Origin of the sequence: Bradyrhizobium sp. Mp27, assembly GCF_029953005.1 — a bacterium.
GTDB lineage: Bacteria > Pseudomonadota > Alphaproteobacteria > Rhizobiales > Xanthobacteraceae > Bradyrhizobium > Bradyrhizobium barranii.
On record NZ_JASAUS010000100.1, the window covers coordinates 17,427 to 34,373 of the forward strand.

At 63.4% G+C, this 16,947-nt stretch carries 17 protein-coding genes; 12 read left to right on the forward strand and 5 right to left on the reverse strand.

Features of this window, described 5'->3' with window-relative positions; genetic code table 11:
- Window positions 1-62 precede the first annotated feature (62 nt).
- The 4 genes from QJT78_RS34905 to QJT78_RS34920 all read left to right on the forward strand — a co-directional run bounded on the left by QJT78_RS34905 (window position 63) and on the right by QJT78_RS34920 (window position 4,789).
- Window positions 63-1,190 (forward strand): acyl-CoA dehydrogenase family protein, encoded by a 1,128-nt coding sequence (locus QJT78_RS34905; protein ID WP_028148144.1) that lies wholly within the window; start codon window positions 63-65, stop codon window positions 1,188-1,190.
- 15 nt (window positions 1,191-1,205) lie between these two features.
- On the forward strand, window positions 1,206-2,447 hold the full coding sequence (locus QJT78_RS34910) for an acyl-CoA dehydrogenase (RefSeq protein WP_028148143.1): 1,242 nt from the start codon (window positions 1,206-1,208) through the stop codon (window positions 2,445-2,447).
- 138 nt (window positions 2,448-2,585) lie between these two features.
- The gene (locus tag QJT78_RS34915) at window positions 2,586-3,830 is read left to right on the forward strand and encodes an acyl-CoA dehydrogenase (RefSeq protein WP_028148142.1); all 1,245 of its coding nucleotides are present in this window, start codon (window positions 2,586-2,588) and stop codon (window positions 3,828-3,830) included.
- 257 nt (window positions 3,831-4,087) lie between these two features.
- On the forward strand, window positions 4,088-4,789 hold the full coding sequence (locus QJT78_RS34920) for a nitroreductase (RefSeq protein WP_028148141.1): 702 nt from the start codon (window positions 4,088-4,090) through the stop codon (window positions 4,787-4,789).
- A gap of 97 nt (window positions 4,790-4,886) precedes the next feature.
- Here QJT78_RS34920 and QJT78_RS34925 read toward each other — a convergent pair whose 3' ends face one another.
- Window positions 4,887-5,435, reverse strand: coding sequence for a sigma-70 family RNA polymerase sigma factor (locus QJT78_RS34925; RefSeq protein ID WP_014491704.1), 549 nt, complete (start codon window positions 5,433-5,435; stop codon window positions 4,887-4,889).
- Entirely contained in the window at window positions 5,435-5,668 is a 234-nt protein-coding gene (locus tag QJT78_RS34930) for a NepR family anti-sigma factor (RefSeq protein WP_028148140.1), read from the reverse strand. Before QJT78_RS34930 ends, QJT78_RS34925 begins: the two co-directional genes overlap by 1 nt.
- Before the next feature lie 221 nt (window positions 5,669-5,889).
- On the opposite strand from QJT78_RS34930, the gene QJT78_RS34935 reads away from it, so the two are divergent.
- Window positions 5,890-6,696 carry a response regulator gene (locus QJT78_RS34935; RefSeq protein WP_014491706.1) on the forward strand — a complete coding sequence of 269 codons (807 nt, stop codon included), beginning with the start codon at window positions 5,890-5,892 and terminating at the stop codon, window positions 6,694-6,696.
- A gap of 82 nt (window positions 6,697-6,778) precedes the next feature.
- Here the strand turns inward: QJT78_RS34935 and QJT78_RS34940 are convergent, their stop codons facing one another.
- Entirely contained in the window at window positions 6,779-7,132 is a 354-nt protein-coding gene (locus tag QJT78_RS34940) for an energy transducer TonB (RefSeq protein ID WP_240537540.1), read from the reverse strand.
- Window positions 7,075-7,521: an energy transducer TonB gene (locus QJT78_RS34945; protein ID WP_249169795.1), complete on the reverse strand. Its 447-nt coding sequence runs from the start codon at window positions 7,519-7,521 to the stop codon at window positions 7,075-7,077. Before QJT78_RS34945 ends, QJT78_RS34940 begins: the two co-directional genes overlap by 58 nt.
- A 289-nt stretch (window positions 7,522-7,810) precedes the next feature.
- Here QJT78_RS34945 and QJT78_RS34950 point away from each other — a divergent pair, with 289 nt between their 5' ends.
- From QJT78_RS34950 to QJT78_RS34980, 7 genes are all read left to right on the forward strand, one after another.
- Entirely contained in the window at window positions 7,811-8,425 is a 615-nt protein-coding gene (locus tag QJT78_RS34950; RefSeq protein ID WP_028148139.1) for a nuclear transport factor 2 family protein, read from the forward strand.
- A gap of 64 nt (window positions 8,426-8,489) precedes the next feature.
- Window positions 8,490-8,639, forward strand: coding sequence for a hypothetical protein (locus QJT78_RS34955; RefSeq protein ID WP_155257742.1), 150 nt, complete (start codon window positions 8,490-8,492; stop codon window positions 8,637-8,639).
- A gap of 69 nt (window positions 8,640-8,708) precedes the next feature.
- Complete coding sequence (locus tag QJT78_RS34960) at window positions 8,709-12,338, forward strand: hypothetical protein (protein ID WP_038953230.1); 3,630 nt, start codon at window positions 8,709-8,711, stop codon at window positions 12,336-12,338.
- Between the two features lie 388 nt (window positions 12,339-12,726).
- Window positions 12,727-13,152 carry a hypothetical protein gene (locus QJT78_RS34965; protein ID WP_028148138.1) on the forward strand — a complete coding sequence of 142 codons (426 nt, stop codon included), beginning with the start codon at window positions 12,727-12,729 and terminating at the stop codon, window positions 13,150-13,152.
- A 138-nt stretch (window positions 13,153-13,290) separates the two neighbouring features.
- Window positions 13,291-15,168: a molecular chaperone HtpG gene (htpG, locus tag QJT78_RS34970; RefSeq protein WP_028148137.1), complete on the forward strand. Its 1,878-nt coding sequence runs from the start codon at window positions 13,291-13,293 to the stop codon at window positions 15,166-15,168.
- A 127-nt stretch (window positions 15,169-15,295) separates the two neighbouring features.
- The gene (locus QJT78_RS34975) at window positions 15,296-15,574 is read left to right on the forward strand and encodes a DUF3551 domain-containing protein (protein WP_028148136.1); all 279 of its coding nucleotides are present in this window, start codon (window positions 15,296-15,298) and stop codon (window positions 15,572-15,574) included.
- A gap of 33 nt (window positions 15,575-15,607) precedes the next feature.
- Complete coding sequence (locus QJT78_RS34980) at window positions 15,608-15,877, forward strand: DUF3551 domain-containing protein (protein ID WP_028148135.1); 270 nt, start codon at window positions 15,608-15,610, stop codon at window positions 15,875-15,877.
- Between the two features lie 44 nt (window positions 15,878-15,921).
- On the opposite strand, the gene QJT78_RS34985 is transcribed toward QJT78_RS34980, so the two are convergent.
- Window positions 15,922-16,620: an SGNH/GDSL hydrolase family protein gene (locus QJT78_RS34985; protein ID WP_038942643.1), complete on the reverse strand. Its 699-nt coding sequence runs from the start codon at window positions 16,618-16,620 to the stop codon at window positions 15,922-15,924.
- Window positions 16,621-16,947 lie beyond the last annotated feature (327 nt).

The window sequence follows — 16,947 nt, forward strand, 5'->3', positions numbered from 1 at the left end:
CTCCGCGCGCCGCGGAATGACGGCGCAAATAAATGACAATGAATAAACAAGGGTAGCCCGCCATGAACTTCGATTTCTCCGACGACCAGAAACAGCTCCGCGACCAGGCGCGCAAATTCCTGGCCGAGAAGTGCTCGCCCAAGGCGGTGCGTGTCGTGCTCGACGGCAAGGCGCCTTACGACAGGGAGCTCTGGAAGGGCCTTGCCGAGATGGGCTTTCTCGGCGTCGCAATCCCCGAGGAATTTGGCGGTGCGGGCGCGGGGCATCTCGAGCTTTGCGTGATCGCGGAGGAGATGGGCCGGGCGAATGCGCCGGTGCCGTTCTCCTCGACAGTGTATCTTGCCGCCGAAGCGCTGCTGATCGCGGGCAGTGACGCACAGAAGAAGAAATGGCTGCCGGCGATTGCGTCGGGCGAGGCGATCGGCACGCTGGCGCTGTTCGAGGGCAAGGGCAATCCGTCGCCGAAGAACGTCAAGCTCACCGCTGCGAATGGCGTGCTCAACGGCGTCAAGAAGCCGGTCGCCGATGGTGCGATCGCCGACTTCGCTGTCGTCGCCGCGCGCACGGGATCGAGCGGGCGCGACGGCGACATCTCGCTGTTCCTGGTCGACCTCAAGGCCGGTGGCGTCGAGGTGAAAAGCCTCACCAATCTCGATCCGACCCGCGGGCAGGCCGAAATCACGTTTAGCGATTGCAAGGCCGAGCCGCTGGGAGCTGCGGGTGAAGGCTGGAGCATTTTGACCCAGGTGCTCGACCGCGCCGCGGTGCTGTGCGCATTCGAGCAGGTCGGTGGCTCCGACCGCGCGTTGGAGATGGGCCGCGACTACGCGCTCGACCGCATCGCCTTCGGCCGCCAGATCGGCTCGTTCCAGGCGGTCAAGCACATGCTCGCGGACATGTATGTGTCGGCGACGCTGGCGCGCTCCAACAGCTATTACGGTGCTTGGGCGCTCTCGACCAACGCGGCCGAGCTGCCGGAAGCCGCAGCCGCCGCGCGCATCAGCGCGACGCAGGCGTTCCAGCACTGCGCCAAGAACAACATCCAGGTTCATGGCGGCATGGGCTTCACCTGGGAGTTCGACTGCCACATGTACTACCGCCGCGCCAACGCCATGGCGCTGGGCCTCGGCAGCCTTTCCTATTGGGAAGACCAGCTGATCGACCGCATGCGCAAGAAGAACGCGGCGTAAGCGAAGGACGCGAATATGAACTTCGACGACACCCCGCAGGAAGCCGAATTCCGCGCCATCGCCCGCGCCTGGATCGGCGCGAACGCGCCCAGGCAGTACGAGGAGGAGCTGCGCAAATCCTCGCTCGGCCGCACCCAGCTCAAGAACGCCAACATTCTCGAGGTCGCGAAGGCTTGGCAGAAGAAGAAGGCCGATGCCGGCTGGGCCTGCCTGCACTGGCCGAAGGAGTATGGCGGTCGCGGCTCGTCGCCGATCGAGCGCGTGATCTGGCAGCAGGAAGAGGGGCCATTCGGCCAGCTGTCCCGCATGTTCATCATCGGCCACGGCATGTGCGGGCCGACCATGATGGCGTTCGCCCGCGAGGAGCATAAGCGCACCTACCTCCCGCCGCTCGCTTCCGGCGAGAAGGTCTGGTGCCAGCTGTTCTCCGAACCGGCCGGCGGCTCGGACGTCGCTGGTCTGCGGACCCGCGCGGAAAAGGATGGCGACGACTGGGTCATCAACGGCCAGAAGATCTGGACGTCGGGGGCGCATTATTCCGACTACGGCATCCTGCTCACGCGCACCGATCCGACCGTGCCCAAGCACAAGGGTCTCACCATGTTCTTCCTGGACATGAAGAGCCCGGGCGTCGAGGTGCGGCCGATCAAGCAGGCGAGCGGCGCCTCCGACTTCAACGAGGTCTATTTCACCAATGTCCGCATTCCCGATCACCAGCGTCTCGGCGAGGTCGGCGACGGCTGGAACGTCTCGCTGACCACGCTGATGAACGAGCGCAGCGCGATCGGCGCGGCCGTCTCGACCGGTTTCCCGGAGCTGTTCGAATATTGCTCCAGCCTGATGCTCGATGACGGCCCGGCGATCGAGGATCGCGCGGTGCGCGCGAAGCTTGCGAACTGGGCGGCGAAGGCGAGCGGGCTGAAGTACACCAGCATGCGTGCGATCTCGGCGCTGTCGAAGGGCGAGCGCCCGGGTCCGGAGAATTCCATCGGCAAGCTGGTGGCGGGCTCCATGATCCAGGACGTCGCGACCTACGCACTGGACCTGCAGGGCGCGAGCGGCGTCGTCAGCGGCGAGGATGGCGAGCTCGCCGGCCGTTTCCAGGCAATGCTGCTGCGCGCGCCGGGCACCCGCGTCGAAGGCGGCACCGACGAGATCATGCGCAACATCATCGCCGAGCGGGTGCTGGGCCTGCCCGGCGATATCCGTGTCGACAAGGACGTGCCGTTCAACAAGATCCCGACGAAGGGAAGATGAGTCCGTGTCCCGGACGCGATGCAGCGCGTAGCGCTGCTTCGCAGAGTCGGGACCCAGAAGGCCACAATGGGCCCCGGCTCTGCAGCGCACCGCTCCGCGCTGCGCAGCGTCCGGGGCACGAGAGAGGAGAGCTCGAAGATGAATTTCGACGACACCCCGCAGGAAGCCGCTTTCCGCGAGACCGCGCGCAAATGGGTCGAGGCCAATGCGCCCAGGGAGTTGCATGCCGAGCTGTCAAAATCCTCGCTCGGCCGCATCCGGCTGGCCAATCATGACATCGTCGATGTCGGCAAGGCCTGGCAGAAGAAGAAGTTCGAGGGCAATTGGGCCTGCCTGCACTGGCCGAAGGAATATGGCGGCCGCGACGCCACGCCGATCGAGAAGGTGATCTGGCAGCAGGAAGAAGGCGTCTACGGCAAGCTGACGCAGCCGTTCCAGATCGGCGAGGGCATGTGCGGCCCGACCGTGATGGCTTTTGGCAGCGAGGCCGCCAAGCGCCGCCATCTGCCGAAGCTCGCCTCCGGCGAGGAGATCTGGTGCCAGCTGTTCTCCGAGCCGTCCGCCGGCTCCGACGTCGCCGGTTTGCGCACGCGCGCGGAGAAGAAGGGCGACAATTGGGTCGTCAACGGCCAGAAGATCTGGACGTCGGGCGCGCATTATTCCGACTTCGGTCTTTTGATCGCGCGCACTGATCCGAACGTGCCCAAGCACAAGGGCCTCACCATGTTCTTCCTGGACATGAAGAGCCCGGGCGTCGAGGTCCGCCCGATCAAGCAGGCCAACGGCATGCAGGAGTTCAACGAGGTCTATTTCACCGATGTGGTGATCCCCGACAGCCAGCGCCTCGGCGCCGTCGGCGAGGGCTGGAGCGTGTCGCTGACGACGCTGATGAACGAGCGAATGTCGATCGGCTCGCGGCTTGCGACCGGCGTCCCTGAAATGTTCGAGTTCTGCTCCAATCTGATGCTTGAGGACGGGCTCGCCATCGACGATCCCGCCGTGCGCTCGAAACTCGCGAGCTGGGCGGTGAAGTCGAGCGGGCTGAAATACACCAGCTACCGCGCGATCTCGGCGCTTTCGAAGGGCGATCGGCCGGGGCCGGAGAATTCGATCGGCAAGCTCGTCTCGGGCATGATGCTGCAGGACATCGCGACCTACGCCATGGACCTCCAGGGCGCGGCCGGTGTTCTCACCGGCACCGACGAGGAGACGGTGCAGGGCCAGTTCCAGCAGATGCTGCTGTCCTCGCCCTCGATGCGTATTGCCGGCGGCACCGACGAGATCTTGCGCAACATCATCGCCGAGCGCGTGCTGGGATTGCCGGGCGACATTCGCGTCGACAAGGACGTGCCGTATAACCAGATCCCGACCAAGGGTAGATGAGAGGTTCGGTGTCCCGGACGCGGTGCGGCGCGAAGTGCCGCTCCGCAGAGCCGGGACCCAGAAGCCACAATGGGCCCCGGCTCTGCGCCGCATCACTTCGTGCTGCGTCGCGTCCGGGGCACGAAAGTAAAGCCGGGATCTCGTAGGGTGGGCAAAGCGAAGCGTGCCCACCATATGCAGATGCGCCGGGGTAAGTCTGTTGGTGGGCACGGCGCTATCGCGCCTTTGCCAACCCTACGAGAAGCGCGAGCTAATTCATGGATGCAAAAGTGAGCCAGGCCCAAGATCGCATCGGCGTGCTCGAGGAGCTCCTCAACGAGCGCTACTCCGTCCGCGCCTTCCTGCCCAAGCAAGTCGACCGCGAGACCATCGAGCATGTGCTGGCCACCGCGCAACGCACCGCGTCCTGGTGCAACAGCCAGCCCTGGCAGGTCATCATCGCCAGTGGCGCGGCCAAGGAGCGTTTTCGCCAGCTGATCTACAAGGAGGCGTCAGGCGGCCTCGGCGACGATTACGACTTCACCCCGCCGCGCGAATATGTCGGCGTCTATCTCGAGCGCCGCCGCGAGAGCGGATTTCAGCTCTACAACACGCTCGGCATCGCCCGCGGCGACAGAAGCGCCTACGCAAAACAGGCGCTGGAGAACTACAATTTCTTCGGTGCGCCGCATGTCGCCATCATTCACACCAACGAGCCGCTCGGCATCTACGGCGCAATCGATTGCGGCGCCTATGTCTCGAATTTCATGCTGGCCGCCCAGGCGCTCGGGCTCGGCACCATTCCGCAGGCGGCACTGGCGCGCCATTCCGGGCTGATCCGCCGCCACTTCGATCTGCCCGACGATCGCCGCGTCGTCTGCGGTATCTCGTTCGGCTATGCCGACGACGCCCACAAGGTCAACAGCTACCGGACCTCGCGCGCGAGCGTCGCCGACACCGCCACGTTCGCGGACGAATGATCCCGTCTCACGCGCGCCGTCCGGTTTTCACGCACGCGCAAAGGCGGCCGCAGAAACGGCCGCCTTCGCATTCGTCTCGGTCCGGTTGACGCGGCCGTTATCCGCCGCTGCCGCCGATCACGGCGCGCACCGTCTCGTCGGGCCCGAAGTCCTCGGCGCCATCGACATAAAGCAGCGCAGCGAGCTTCGAGCGCGCGCGATTGACGCGGCTCTTGATCGTGCCGACTGCACAGCCGCAGATCGAAGCTGCGTCCTCATAGGAGAAGCCGGAGGCGCCGACCAGGATCAAGGCCTCGCGCTGGTCCTGCGGAAGCTTCTCGAGCGCGCCGCGGAACTCCTCGAACTCGAGGTGCGCGTTCTGCGACGGCTGCGTCTTCAGCGTCTTGGCATAGTTGCCCTCGGCATCCTCCACCTCCCGCCGCCGCTTGCGATAGTCGGAGCGGAACAGGTTGCGCAGGATCGTGAACAGCCACGCCGGCAGGTTCGAGCCGGGCTGGAACGAGTCGATGTTGGCGAGCGCACGCAGAAGCGTTTCCTGCACCAGATCGTCGGCGCGATCCGCATTGCCGCTCAGCGAGATCGCGAACGCGCGCAGACTGGGCACGGCCGCGAGGATGTCGTCACGAAGGGAGTCCGTGAGAGGCATTAATCCCTCCCATTGTTGTTGTCGTTGGAGCCCCTGTCAGGTTCCACTTGGGGTGCGCCTCCCGGCGCATCAAGCTTCTTGATCAGTTCCGCGAACCGGTCCGGAACCCCCTGCCGCACCACGTCGTCGTACATGGCGCGCAGCTGGTGGCCGATCCGGGACTGAATCTCCGGAGTGAGGCCTCCCTTGCCGGGGGTCGTGCTTTTGCTGGCTTGAGACTTGAGATCTTTCATGACCTGTTCCACGTTTCCCCGAGTTAAGTAACTGTAAAATCGAGAAGTTCTCTCAACCGGGAGCCGTTCCCTGGATAGGCACAATTCCAGGTTCGACAAAAAGTTCCCAGATAAGCGGAACTTTTCTTGGCGTGAGGCGTAGACAGCCCAGCAGGGGAACCCGGGCCTCCCCGCTTGTTGCGTGGTTCGTCAAGGTCGGCCCGAAGATGAATGGAGTGGGGATGTCCCGTTCGCAGCTTGTTGCTGAACACTTGCCGTTGTTGCGCCGGTACGCGCGCGCCCTGACGGGCAGCCAGGCCTCCGGTGACGCCTATGTCGCAGCCATGTTGGAAGCGATGCTCGGAGATCCGTCCGTGCTCGACGAGAGCCATGGTCCGCGCGCCGGCCTGTTCCGGCTGTTCACCCAGATATGGAATTCGGTTTCCGTCAACGACGATGCCGAGGTGACGACCTTGCCGATGCCGCCGGAGCGGCGGCTGTCGAACATCACCCCGCTGCCGCGGCAGGCGTTCCTGCTGCTCTCGCTTGAAGGATTCTCGGAAGAGGAAGTCGGCTATATCCTCGGCACCGACGTCGCCGAGACGCGGCGCCTTGCCGATGCCGCGGGACGCGAGATGGCGGCCGAGATCGCGACCGACGTGCTGATCATCGAGGACGAGACCTTCATCGCCATGGACCTCGAGAGCCTGGTGAAGAATCTCGGTCACAATGTCGTTGGTGTCGCGCGCACCCATGCCGATGCGGTGGCGCTGGCCAAGAACAAACGGCCGGGCCTGATCCTCGCCGACATCCAGCTTGCCGACGGCTCGTCGGGCCTGGACGCCGTCAACGAGCTGCTCCGCACCTTTGAGGTGCCGGTGGTGTTCATCACCGCCTATCCGGAGCGCTTCCTGACCGGCGAGCGCCCCGAGCCGGCGTTCCTGATCTCGAAGCCGTTCCAGCCCGCGATGGTGTCGGCGGTGGCGAGCCAGGCTCTGTTCTTCCAGCGCAACTCGCGCAACCGCGCGCCGAAGGCGCCGGCGGCGTAAGCAAGCCTCTATCGGTCTAAGGAGACGGCGCGTCGCAAGGCGCGCCGTTTTTGCATGTGGCAGAGAGTTGTTCTGCTCTGCTTCAGCAGCCGCGGCAGATGCTGCGAAGCATGGAATTCAGCTTGGTATCGTCTGGCCCAGAGGACTTCGCATTCAGCCTGGCCTGGTCCTCGATCCAGGATTTGAGCAATTTTTCTCGTTCCGGCGACGGCCCTGGGTTTAGCCGCGTCCCGTCGAAGCTCATGAGGACGGTCACTCTCTGCAGGTCGTCCTTCGCCTCAGCGGGCGGTTTCGGGAATGGCACGGATCGCTCGACCATGGCGAGCGTTGCGGCATCTAGCGGCGCGAAGCCTGTGCTTTCTACCAGCACGTTCGAGATCAATTTGCCTGAACGATCGACCACGAATGTGACGCCGGTATCGCCCCTCTGACCGATCGCCTCCGGAGGAAATGCCCTGTGGCGCCAGACGTGTTGGGTGACCGTCTTGCGCCAGGCGCCATGGGATCGGCCTCCGTGGAGGCGGGATCCGGCCTGCTCAGCACGACCCCTAAGGGCGGCACCTGAAATTGACGGTCGCTGAAGACAATCTGCACCGTGAAAGGGAACGAGTCCTCCTTGAGCTCCGAAGGTGGCGCCGGAAACGGTTCGGCGCGGGCGATGATCGCCAGCGCAGCATCGTCGAGCGACCGCGAGCCGGCGCTTTCAGCCAACGCCCGCGAGATCAACGTGCCCGACCGGTCGATGACGAATGTGACTCTGGCCTTGCCGGTTTGCCCCCGTGCTCCAACTGGAAAGAACCTGTTGCTTGCAATGTGTGCCGACAGCCCCGCCTTCCAGGCTTTGACGGTCTAGCTCTGCGGTTCAGTCTGCGCATGTGCGGGGAACGCCGCCAACAATCCGAGAAGCGCGGCCACAAGGGGAACTTCATCTGCATCGGTGCGGATACTAATCGCGGTCAGGTTGATTGCAAGGCTCGCTACCCGTATCGCGCTCGCGCGGCTGTGGGCAATTCGAAGGGCTGGGAAGCCCGCTTGACGGCGGCCAAATTGCCTCGTTCATACGTCGGGTCGATGACATCAGTCGCGACCTCGAGCCGCCAGGAGATTTTTCATCATGGACCAGCAACTGCTCGACCGCCTCGCCATCCGCGACCTCGTCGAGAACTGGGCGGTGTGGCGCGATGCCGGCGACTGGGAGCGCTTTGCCACGGTCTGGCATGACGAGGGCTGGATGTCCGCCACCTGGTTTCAGGGGCCGGCGCGGGATTTCATGCGGGTCAGTCAGGAGGGGTTTGCCAAGGGCGTGCGCATCCTGCATTTCCTCGGCGGCACCAGCATCGATCTCGCAGGCGCGCGCGCCATCGCGCAAACCAAGATGACGATCTCGCAGCGTGCCCCGGTGCATGACGTGCTCTGCGACGTCGTCTGCACCGGACGCTTCTACGATTTCCTGGAGAAGCGGCATGACCAATCAGGTATTGGCCAATGGGGCATCGTTCGCCGCCAACCGATCTACGAGAAGGACCGGATCGATCCGGTCGATCCCGCCGCAACGCTTCAACTCGACCAAAGAGCGCTCGCCGCACTGCCCGAAGGCTACCGCCACCTCGCCTACATGCAGGAGCTGATCGGCTACAAGGTCAAGCGCGACATGCCGGGCTTGATTGGCACTGAAGTCGAGAAGCTCTATCGCGAGGGGCGGGACTGGCTCGCGGGGAAGCCGAAGTAAATCCCGGACAATTTTTAACGCGCCATGATCCGCTTCTGACGCGGATGTCTCGCGCGAATCCTGAATGGGCGTGGTCGCCGCAATTTTCGTCACGCTGCTGATAAATTCATCCAGCAATATTCACGCGCATACGCCTCACGGCTTTGTCACTGATCAACAGCTCGGCGAAAAACAAGGGCCGCTTGACAGGCATTTTCAGCCGTCGCAGTTTTAAGTTGAATAATCGTTACATGATTTTGCTTTGCTCGTTTGATCTTCCAGGCACCGAACGTGGAGCATTCATATGACGGCTATTCCGCCCGCCAGTGGCGTTACGCTCCACGACGGCGACACGATGGATGTCCGTGGCGGCGCCTCCGTCGATAGCACGACGATTTTGGCTGGCGGCCTGCAGACGGTCGGCGGATCCTTCGCAACGAGCACGGCAACCCACACTGTCATCTATGGCGGAGAACAGGACGTCGTCTTTGACGGCGTCGCCAGCTATACGACCATCTACCAGGGCGGCATCCAGCGCGTCACCGGCCAATATATCCATGAAGGTCCAACCCCGGGCGCAGCCGATCACACCACGATCAATGGTGGCGGCGAGCAGGACGTCGACACGGGAGGCGCAACGGCGACGACTGTCAATTCCGGCGGCCTCCAGAACGTGACGAATGGTGGCAGCGCCCGCGGCACCATCGTCAATTCCGGCGGTGTCCTCAAGGTTTCGGGTGAAACGGTGGAAACGGCGCCGGTGTATCCGGAGCCTGTCATCCGAAGCGTGGCAACCGCTGCAACCATCAACTACCAGGGCGAATTCGACGTCACTGGCGGCGGGACTGCAGTGAACGCCGTCGTCAACGGCGGCGTCATGACTGTCTCGGGATCGATACCCGATCCGTTCGCCAACGTTCCCGGCCAGCCGGCCGTCGACGCCAGCATGGCGACCGGCACCATCGTTGAAGGTTTTGGAACGTTGACGGTGTCGGACGGAGCGGTCGTATCGGGCACGATACTCCAGAACTTCGGCACGTTGAACGTTGATGCAGGCGGCACGGCAACCGGCACGACCATCAATTACGGAACGATGGTGCTGTCCGCCGGTGCGACGGCGACCAACACGACCGTCAATCAGTATGGCGGCCTCATTGTGCTTGGCAACGCCGATTTTTCGGGGACAGTCTTCAACGCCGGCAGCACGTTGCAGATCGGCGACGGCACGATTGAAAACGGATTTGTTGTCGCGAACAGCGTGACGCTGGCCGTCCTGGACGGCGGTGTCGCCAAAAACACTGTTGTCTCCGCAGGCGCAACGCTCATCGCTGAAGCTGGCGCGACGCTGTCCAATACGACGTTCCAGAGCGGCGCAACGTTTGTTGCCGACTATGGCTACGCGGAAAACGGCTTCACCGTATCGGACGGCGTATTGTTCAAGGTGTTCGGCACAGCCACGAACACGACGATATCAGCGGGTGGCAAGGAAATCCTGGGTAACTTCGACTTGGGAGCCACCGCCAGCAACACCGTTATCAATGGCGGCGAACAGGATGTCGGCCTTAGCTCCACCGCGAGCTACACCACGATCAACATGGGCGGCATTCAACGTGTCGCCGGCATTTATCTGCACGATGCACCGGGGCCGGGCCGGGCCGATCACACCATCGTCAACAATGGTGCCGAGCAGGACGTCGATACCGGCATCGTGACGTCAACCACCGTCAACGCCGGCGGTGTCCAGAATCTCACTAATGGTGGCTTTGCCAGCGGCACCATCGTTCACTCGGGCGGCGTCATCAATGCTTCGGGAGAGACGCTCTATCATTCTCCCGGGGCCCCATACAGCACCATCATCAGAAGCGAAGTCGATTTTGCGGTTGTCGACAGCGGCGCCGAACTGCACCTGTTCGGGGCGGGGATCGCCAAGAAAGCCACCATCAATGGTGGTGTGATGACGGTTTCGGGATCCATTGCAGACCCCACGGGCGATCCAAGCGCGCCGGCGCTCGACGCCAGTGCGGCGAGCGGGACGATCCTCAATTCAGGAAGCATCTCCGTCTCGGACGGTGGCATCGTCACCTCCACGACTCTGAACGGTGGCACGGTTGACGTGCTCGATCAGGGCACCGCGAACGCTTCGACCATTTATTACGGCGCCACAGAGCTCGTCGAAGCGGGTGGCATTGTCGGCGTGACCACGATCGCCGGCGGCATGCTTGATCTCAAGGCGGGCGCGATTTCCGACGACGCGATCACCTTCTCCGGCCAAGGCACGCTCAAGATCGAACAGAAGCTGGTTTCGGGCGCATCGACCTTTGCAAGCCAGATCAAAGGCATTGTGCTCGGTGACCAGGTCGACCTTTCCGGGCTGTCCTATACAAGCGGCGCAACGGTGACTGTATCCGGCTCGAGGCTCACGGTCAGCAACGGTGCGGCCAGCGAGACCTTCACACTGGCGGATACGTCCGTCACGCGCTTCGGCATCGCGAAGGACAGCTCTGGCGGCATTCTGCTGACAGCCGCAGCCCTGCCGACCATCGCTGGAGCCGTGTCGGGACAAGCGACCAGCAACGGAGCTGCGATCAATCCATTCGCGAGCGTAACGATCACAGATCCAAACGCAGCAGCAACGGACAGTCTGATCATCACGCTCGCAGGTGCCGCCGGCATCTTGTCCGGAGCAGGATTGATCTCGCTTGGAAACGGAACCTACGAGCTGACAGCTACCACCGCCGCCAACCTGACCGCCGAGTTGCACGCCCTCACCTTTGTCGCCTCGCCGCACGGAGACGGCAGCGCAACGACCACTTTCACCCTGCGCGACACGAGCAGCGTTGGCGTGACCGTCAGCGACGCCCACACGTCAGTCACAGACACGCATCAAGCCGGGAGCACGACGATCGACGGCCCGGCATCCGGTTATGCGGTCATTCAGGGCACGACGGGCAACGACATCATCCACGCCTATGGCATGTTCAATACCATCCACGGCAACGGCGGGAGCGACACGATCTACGCCGGATCATACGGTACGGTTGATGTGCCGAGCGGTGACAGCACCGTCTATCTGGAGGGGGTCGTCAACCACGTAACCGGCGGCAACGGCAACATCACGGTGACGGGATCGACGGGCGCCACGACGATCGCGCTCGGCAACGGCAACGACACCATTAATGCCGGCGGATATGGGAACGTCATCACGCTGGGCAACGGCAACGATGTTGTCCATCCCGGTGACGGCGCGAGCCAAACGACGGCCGGCAACGGCAACGACCGCGTGACGCTTTCCGGATATGGCAACACGGTCACGCTTGGCAATGGCAACGATGTCGTCACGGGCGGAGATGGCGCCAATAGTGTCACTCTCGGCGATGGCAACAACACCGTGAATCTCGGCGGGACGGGAAACCAGATCACCGTCGGCTCGGGAACAAACACGATCATGGCCGGCGGCGGATCCGACAACGTCGTTGCAGGCGCGGGCCACGATACAATCGTACTTGGCGGCGTTGCCAATCACGTGGTGCTCAACGGGTCCCAGGCAAATGTGACAAACCAGATTGGCCAGGACGTCATTACGGTCAATGGCGGATCAGACCAGTTTAACTTCGTCGGGTTTGGCAATCAGGCGATCATCAATGGCCCGGCCCACGTCGACATCATTGATCACGGCGCGGGTCTGACAGTCTCGATCAACTCCAGCAGCCAGGTCGATACGATCTCCGGATTTGGAAATGACGCGTTCGGCGTCGTCGCTCTTGCGAACGGCATAGGTGATTACCACTCCGTCGCCGACATCATGGGCGCGCTCAGGAGCGATGGACATGGCGGGGCCCTGCTTGCGCTGGGGAGCGGTCCTGACGCAGGGTCTATCGACTTCGTCGATACCGCGGTCAGTCAATTGCACGCATCGAATTTCATGATCGTGTAGAGACCCAGCTTCTTTGCAACGATAGCGAAGCATTCGGTCCCATGAGGACGCCCTTGAGGTTTGCCCTCGCTGGCCTGGCCGGCCGGCGCGGAAGATGGGGGCGGAGCCAAAAACTCGGAAAATTCCCCCGGACAAAAGTAAGGCGCGACTGGCATCACCACAGTCGCGCCCTACGTCGCCGGCTTATGGGGCAGGGGGGAATAGCCGGCTGTTGAGACGACTCTCAGGCCTGAGAGTCGTTCCAGGCGGGTGAAGATTTTTTTGTGCGGCCTTTTTATGCGCCCTGGGGTGAATTTCGCACACGGTTAAGTGATCTTAACGGCTGAGAACTGCCGGTCCTCCCATCGCGTTGTTCCCGGGATCGCCATGGGGCGAGGGATTGTCAGCCATGTTACAGATTCAAAAGGTATTTTTGGGTGCCGTCGCGATTGCCGCGACGCTTGGTGCCGTCCAGGTCGGTGCCGTGCAGCTGGCCTCCGGCCATGATCTGCCCGACCGCTGGCAGGCGGTCGCCGACAGGCCCACGCAAGATTCGGGTCACAACGTCAACCGTTCCGGCAAGGCCGACCGGGTCTCCGACATCAAGCAGGCCCCGGTTCCCACCCGCACCGTGTCGATGCGGCTGAACGATCTGGCCGAGACGTCGGTGTTGCTGCGGGTCCCCGCGGTCATCGAGACCGGCAACGCCAAGCCGCCGGTGCTGCTCCAGAACCGGAAGCAGGGCCCCAAGAGGCCGACGATTGCCTGCGAGCCGATGGTCAGCTCCCTGACCGAGGTCGCAAAACTGCTCCAGCCCGGCCGCTGTGTGACCTGATCCTTCCTCGCGGCCCTTGGCCACCATGGACAAATCGCCTCCCCGGCGGGGAGGGCGATATTTCACGTCCACTTGATCCCCTATCCCCTCGCGTTATATGCCGGGTTTCTTCCCCTTTTTGATTGACCGGGTAAACGCATGACGACGTCAGATACGGCCGCGCATACGCAGCCTTTCCAGGCCGAGGTTTCCGAGCTTCTGCACCTGATGGTGCACTCCGTCTATTCCGAGACCGACATCTTCCTGCGCGAGCTCGTCTCCAACGCATCGGACGCCTGCGACAAACTGCGCTATGAAGCCATCGCCAGCCCGGCGCTGCTGGGCGAGGGCGACGCGCTCAAGATCCGGATCATCCCGAACAAGACGGCCGGAACGCTCACGATCGCCGACAACGGCATCGGCATGGAGCGCCAGGAGCTGATCGACCATCTCGGCACCATTGCCCGCTCCGGCACCAAGGCGTTCGTCTCGAAGCTGAAGGAGGCCAAGGACGGCCTCGGCCTGATCGGCCAGTTCGGCGTCGGCTTCTATTCCGCCTTCATGGTCGCCGAGAAGATCGTCGTGGTCAGCCGCCGTGCCGGCGAGAGCGACGTGTGGAGCTGGACGTCCTCCGGCGGCTCCGGCTTCGAGATCGCGCGCGCAAGCGATGAGGAAGCGGCGCGCGTGGCACGCGGCACCGAGATCGTCCTGCACCTGAAGGACGACGCCAAGAAGTATCTCGAGACCTACGAGATCGAGCGCATCGTCAGTGCCTATTCCGACAACATCCTGTTCCCCATCGAGCTGGTGCCGGATGAAGGCGAGCCGCGCCAGATCAACTCGGCGAGCGCCCTGTGGCAGCGCTCCAAGTCCGAGCTGACGGCCGAGGACTACAAGAAGGCCTATCAGCAGATCGCATCGGCCTTCGACGATCCCGCGATGACGCTGCACTACCGCGCGGAAGGCCGCTATTCCTACGCCGTGCTGCTGTTCGCCCCGTCGACGAAGCCGTTCGACTTGTTCGAGCCGAACCGCAAGGGCAGGGTGAAGCTTTACGTCCGCCGCGTCTTCATCACCGACGATGCCGATCTGTTGCCGGGCTATCTCCGCTTCATCCGCGGCGTGGTCGACAGCGAAGATCTCCCGCTCAACATCTCGCGCGAGATGCTCCAGAACAATCCGCAGCTCGCGCAGATCCGGAAAGCCGTGGCGACCCGGGTGGTGTCAGAGCTCGAAAGCCTTGCCGACAAGGACCCCGAGAATTTTGCCAGGATCTGGGACGCCTTCGGCGCAGTGCTGAAAGAAGGCATCTACGAGGATTTCGAGCGGCGCGAAAAGCTGCTGTCCTTGTCACGCTTCACCACCACCTCGGGCGAGAAGCGTTCGCTGAAGGACGTCATCGCCGGTTTCAAGCCGAACCAGACCGAGATCTACTATCTCGTCGGCGACAGCATCGAGCGGCTGAAGTCCAATCCGCGGCTGGAAGCTGCGACCGCGCGCGGCATCGAGGTGCTGCTGCTGTCAGATCCGGTCGACGCCTTCTGGACCTCGATGCCATCGGAGTTCGACGGCAAGCCGCTGAAATCGCTGAGCCAGGGCGATCTCAATCTCGACCTGATCCCGCGCACTGACGAGGCCGACGAGGCGAAGCAGGACGAGCCGGCCGCCGACGAGGCCGCCACCATCGCGGTGATCAAGGCCGCGCTCGGCGAGCGCGTCAGCGACGTCAAGGTCTCGACGCGCCTCACCAGCTCCGCCTCCTGCCTCGTCGCCGACAGCCAGGGCCCGAGCCGCGAGCTCGAGCGCATCCTGTCGCAGCAGAACCGCGGCATGCGCACCAAGCCGATCCTCGAGATCAATCTGCGCCATCCGCTGGTGACGGCGATCACCACGGCGCAGGCCGGCTCCAGGGCGGTCGACGATCTTAGCCTGCTGCTGCTCGAACAGGCGCAGATCCTGGACGGCGAATTGCCCGAAGACCCTGCCGCGTTCGCGGCAAGGCTGAATCGGCTGGTCCTGCAGGGGCTGGGCGGGTAGCGCGCGCAGCGCACCCCGCTCACCTTGCCGTCATCCCCCGGAGGAACAGTCGCCTCCGGCGTGGTGTTATGCCATAGGAGGACGTCGGCACGAGATTCGACGCCGCCATCGATTCGAGGATGTCTCCATGCGCCTGCCTCTCCTGACCCTCACCGCGATTGCCGCGCTGTTCGTGGCGGCAGATGCCGACGCCCAGACCTATGACCCGCGCTATCCGGTGTGCATGCACGTCTATACTTCGGGCGGCCGGGGCGGTGGCGGCGACTATTACGACTGCTCCTTCACGTCGATCCCGCAGTGCCGGGCCACGGCGTCGGGCCGCGCGGCGAGCTGCGATGTCAATCCCTACTATGCCTTCGATGAACCGCCGCCGCCCCCGCGCAAGCGTCACAAGAAGGTGCAGTAATTGTTCGCGATGCGGCGCGCAGCAACATCCCTCATGCGTTTCTCATCCGCCCTGATCATCACCGTCGGCGCGCTGACCGTGGCTGCGCCGTCGCATGCGCAGACCTTCGATCCCAGCTTTCCCGTCTGCATGCACGTCTATTCCGGCGCGAACGGTGGCGGCGGGGAGTGGTACGATTGCTCCTTCACGTCGCTGCCGCAGTGCCGCGCCACGGCGTCGGGCCGCGCCGCGACCTGCGATCTCAATCCGTATTATCCGGTCAACGTTGCGCCGCCGCGCCTACGCTACAGGCGAGGCGGCTAGCGCCTATCGCTCGTTCGGCGTCCGGACCGACGGAGCATGCAGGACTAGGTGCCGTGAGGCGCCGCCTCGGCGAAGATCGCGTCGGTCAATTGCCAGGTCATCTTGTCGGTAGTCCAGTCGCTGGCGTGCAGCCTGGTATCGTCGCCGGGATCGACCAGGCGTTCGAACGAAATCCTTGCGACCTCGTGCCAGGCCTTCATCAGCGCGAAACGGCGGAAGACGTTGACCTGCTTCTCGTAGGCGATCTGGCTGATCGCCTCGACCATGGCGTCCGCTTTCTGGCGTTTGGCCGGTGTCAGCACCGCAGGCACATATTGAAGGTCCATCAGGATCACGTCGATCCGCTTCGCGCCGAGCAGCTGGTCGACACCTTCGCGGATGGCCTTCGTGGTGTCCGCGAACGAGGGACCGTCGGCTTGCCACACCGAATTGGTGCCGACCTGCCAGATGACGAGATCGGGATTGAGATCGAAGACGTCGTGCTCGAACCGCTTCAGCTCCAAAGGAGCGTCTTCGCCGCCGACGCCCCGGTTGATCACCTCGATTCCGACATTTGGAAATCTGATCCGAAGATCCGCCAGCAGCCGCTGCGGATAGGGCGCGATGCCTCCTTCGCCCGCCGTGGTCGACGAGCCGATCGCAACCACTCTGGCCTGCCCACCCTTCACGCGGCTGGCGAAATTCTCCAGGCGCTGGTCGAACGGCGCGGCCTGGACCGGAAACTCTGATGGATCGTGAGCCACGGGACGTCTCCCTTTCGTAGCCCTGACAACGCAGGGTAGAAAGCATAGCCCGTTTACCAGGGGGCGCCTAGCGTCGGCGAGGCCGGATCGCTACGCCTTCCTGATCCCTAACAACTCGATCACCTTGCGCCAGCGGTCGGTCACCGCCGTCTGCATGCCACCGAACTCGCCCACGTCGGATGGCCAGAGTTAATCACGTACTAACCTGGCTTTACCGTAAGCGACGTTCGCGTCCCACTCGCAAAGGTTTGGCGTGGGGATTGCAGTCTGTTGATCAACGTGTTTGCAAATCGTTGGCGGGGGGTATGGAGGCGGCAACGACGGAGA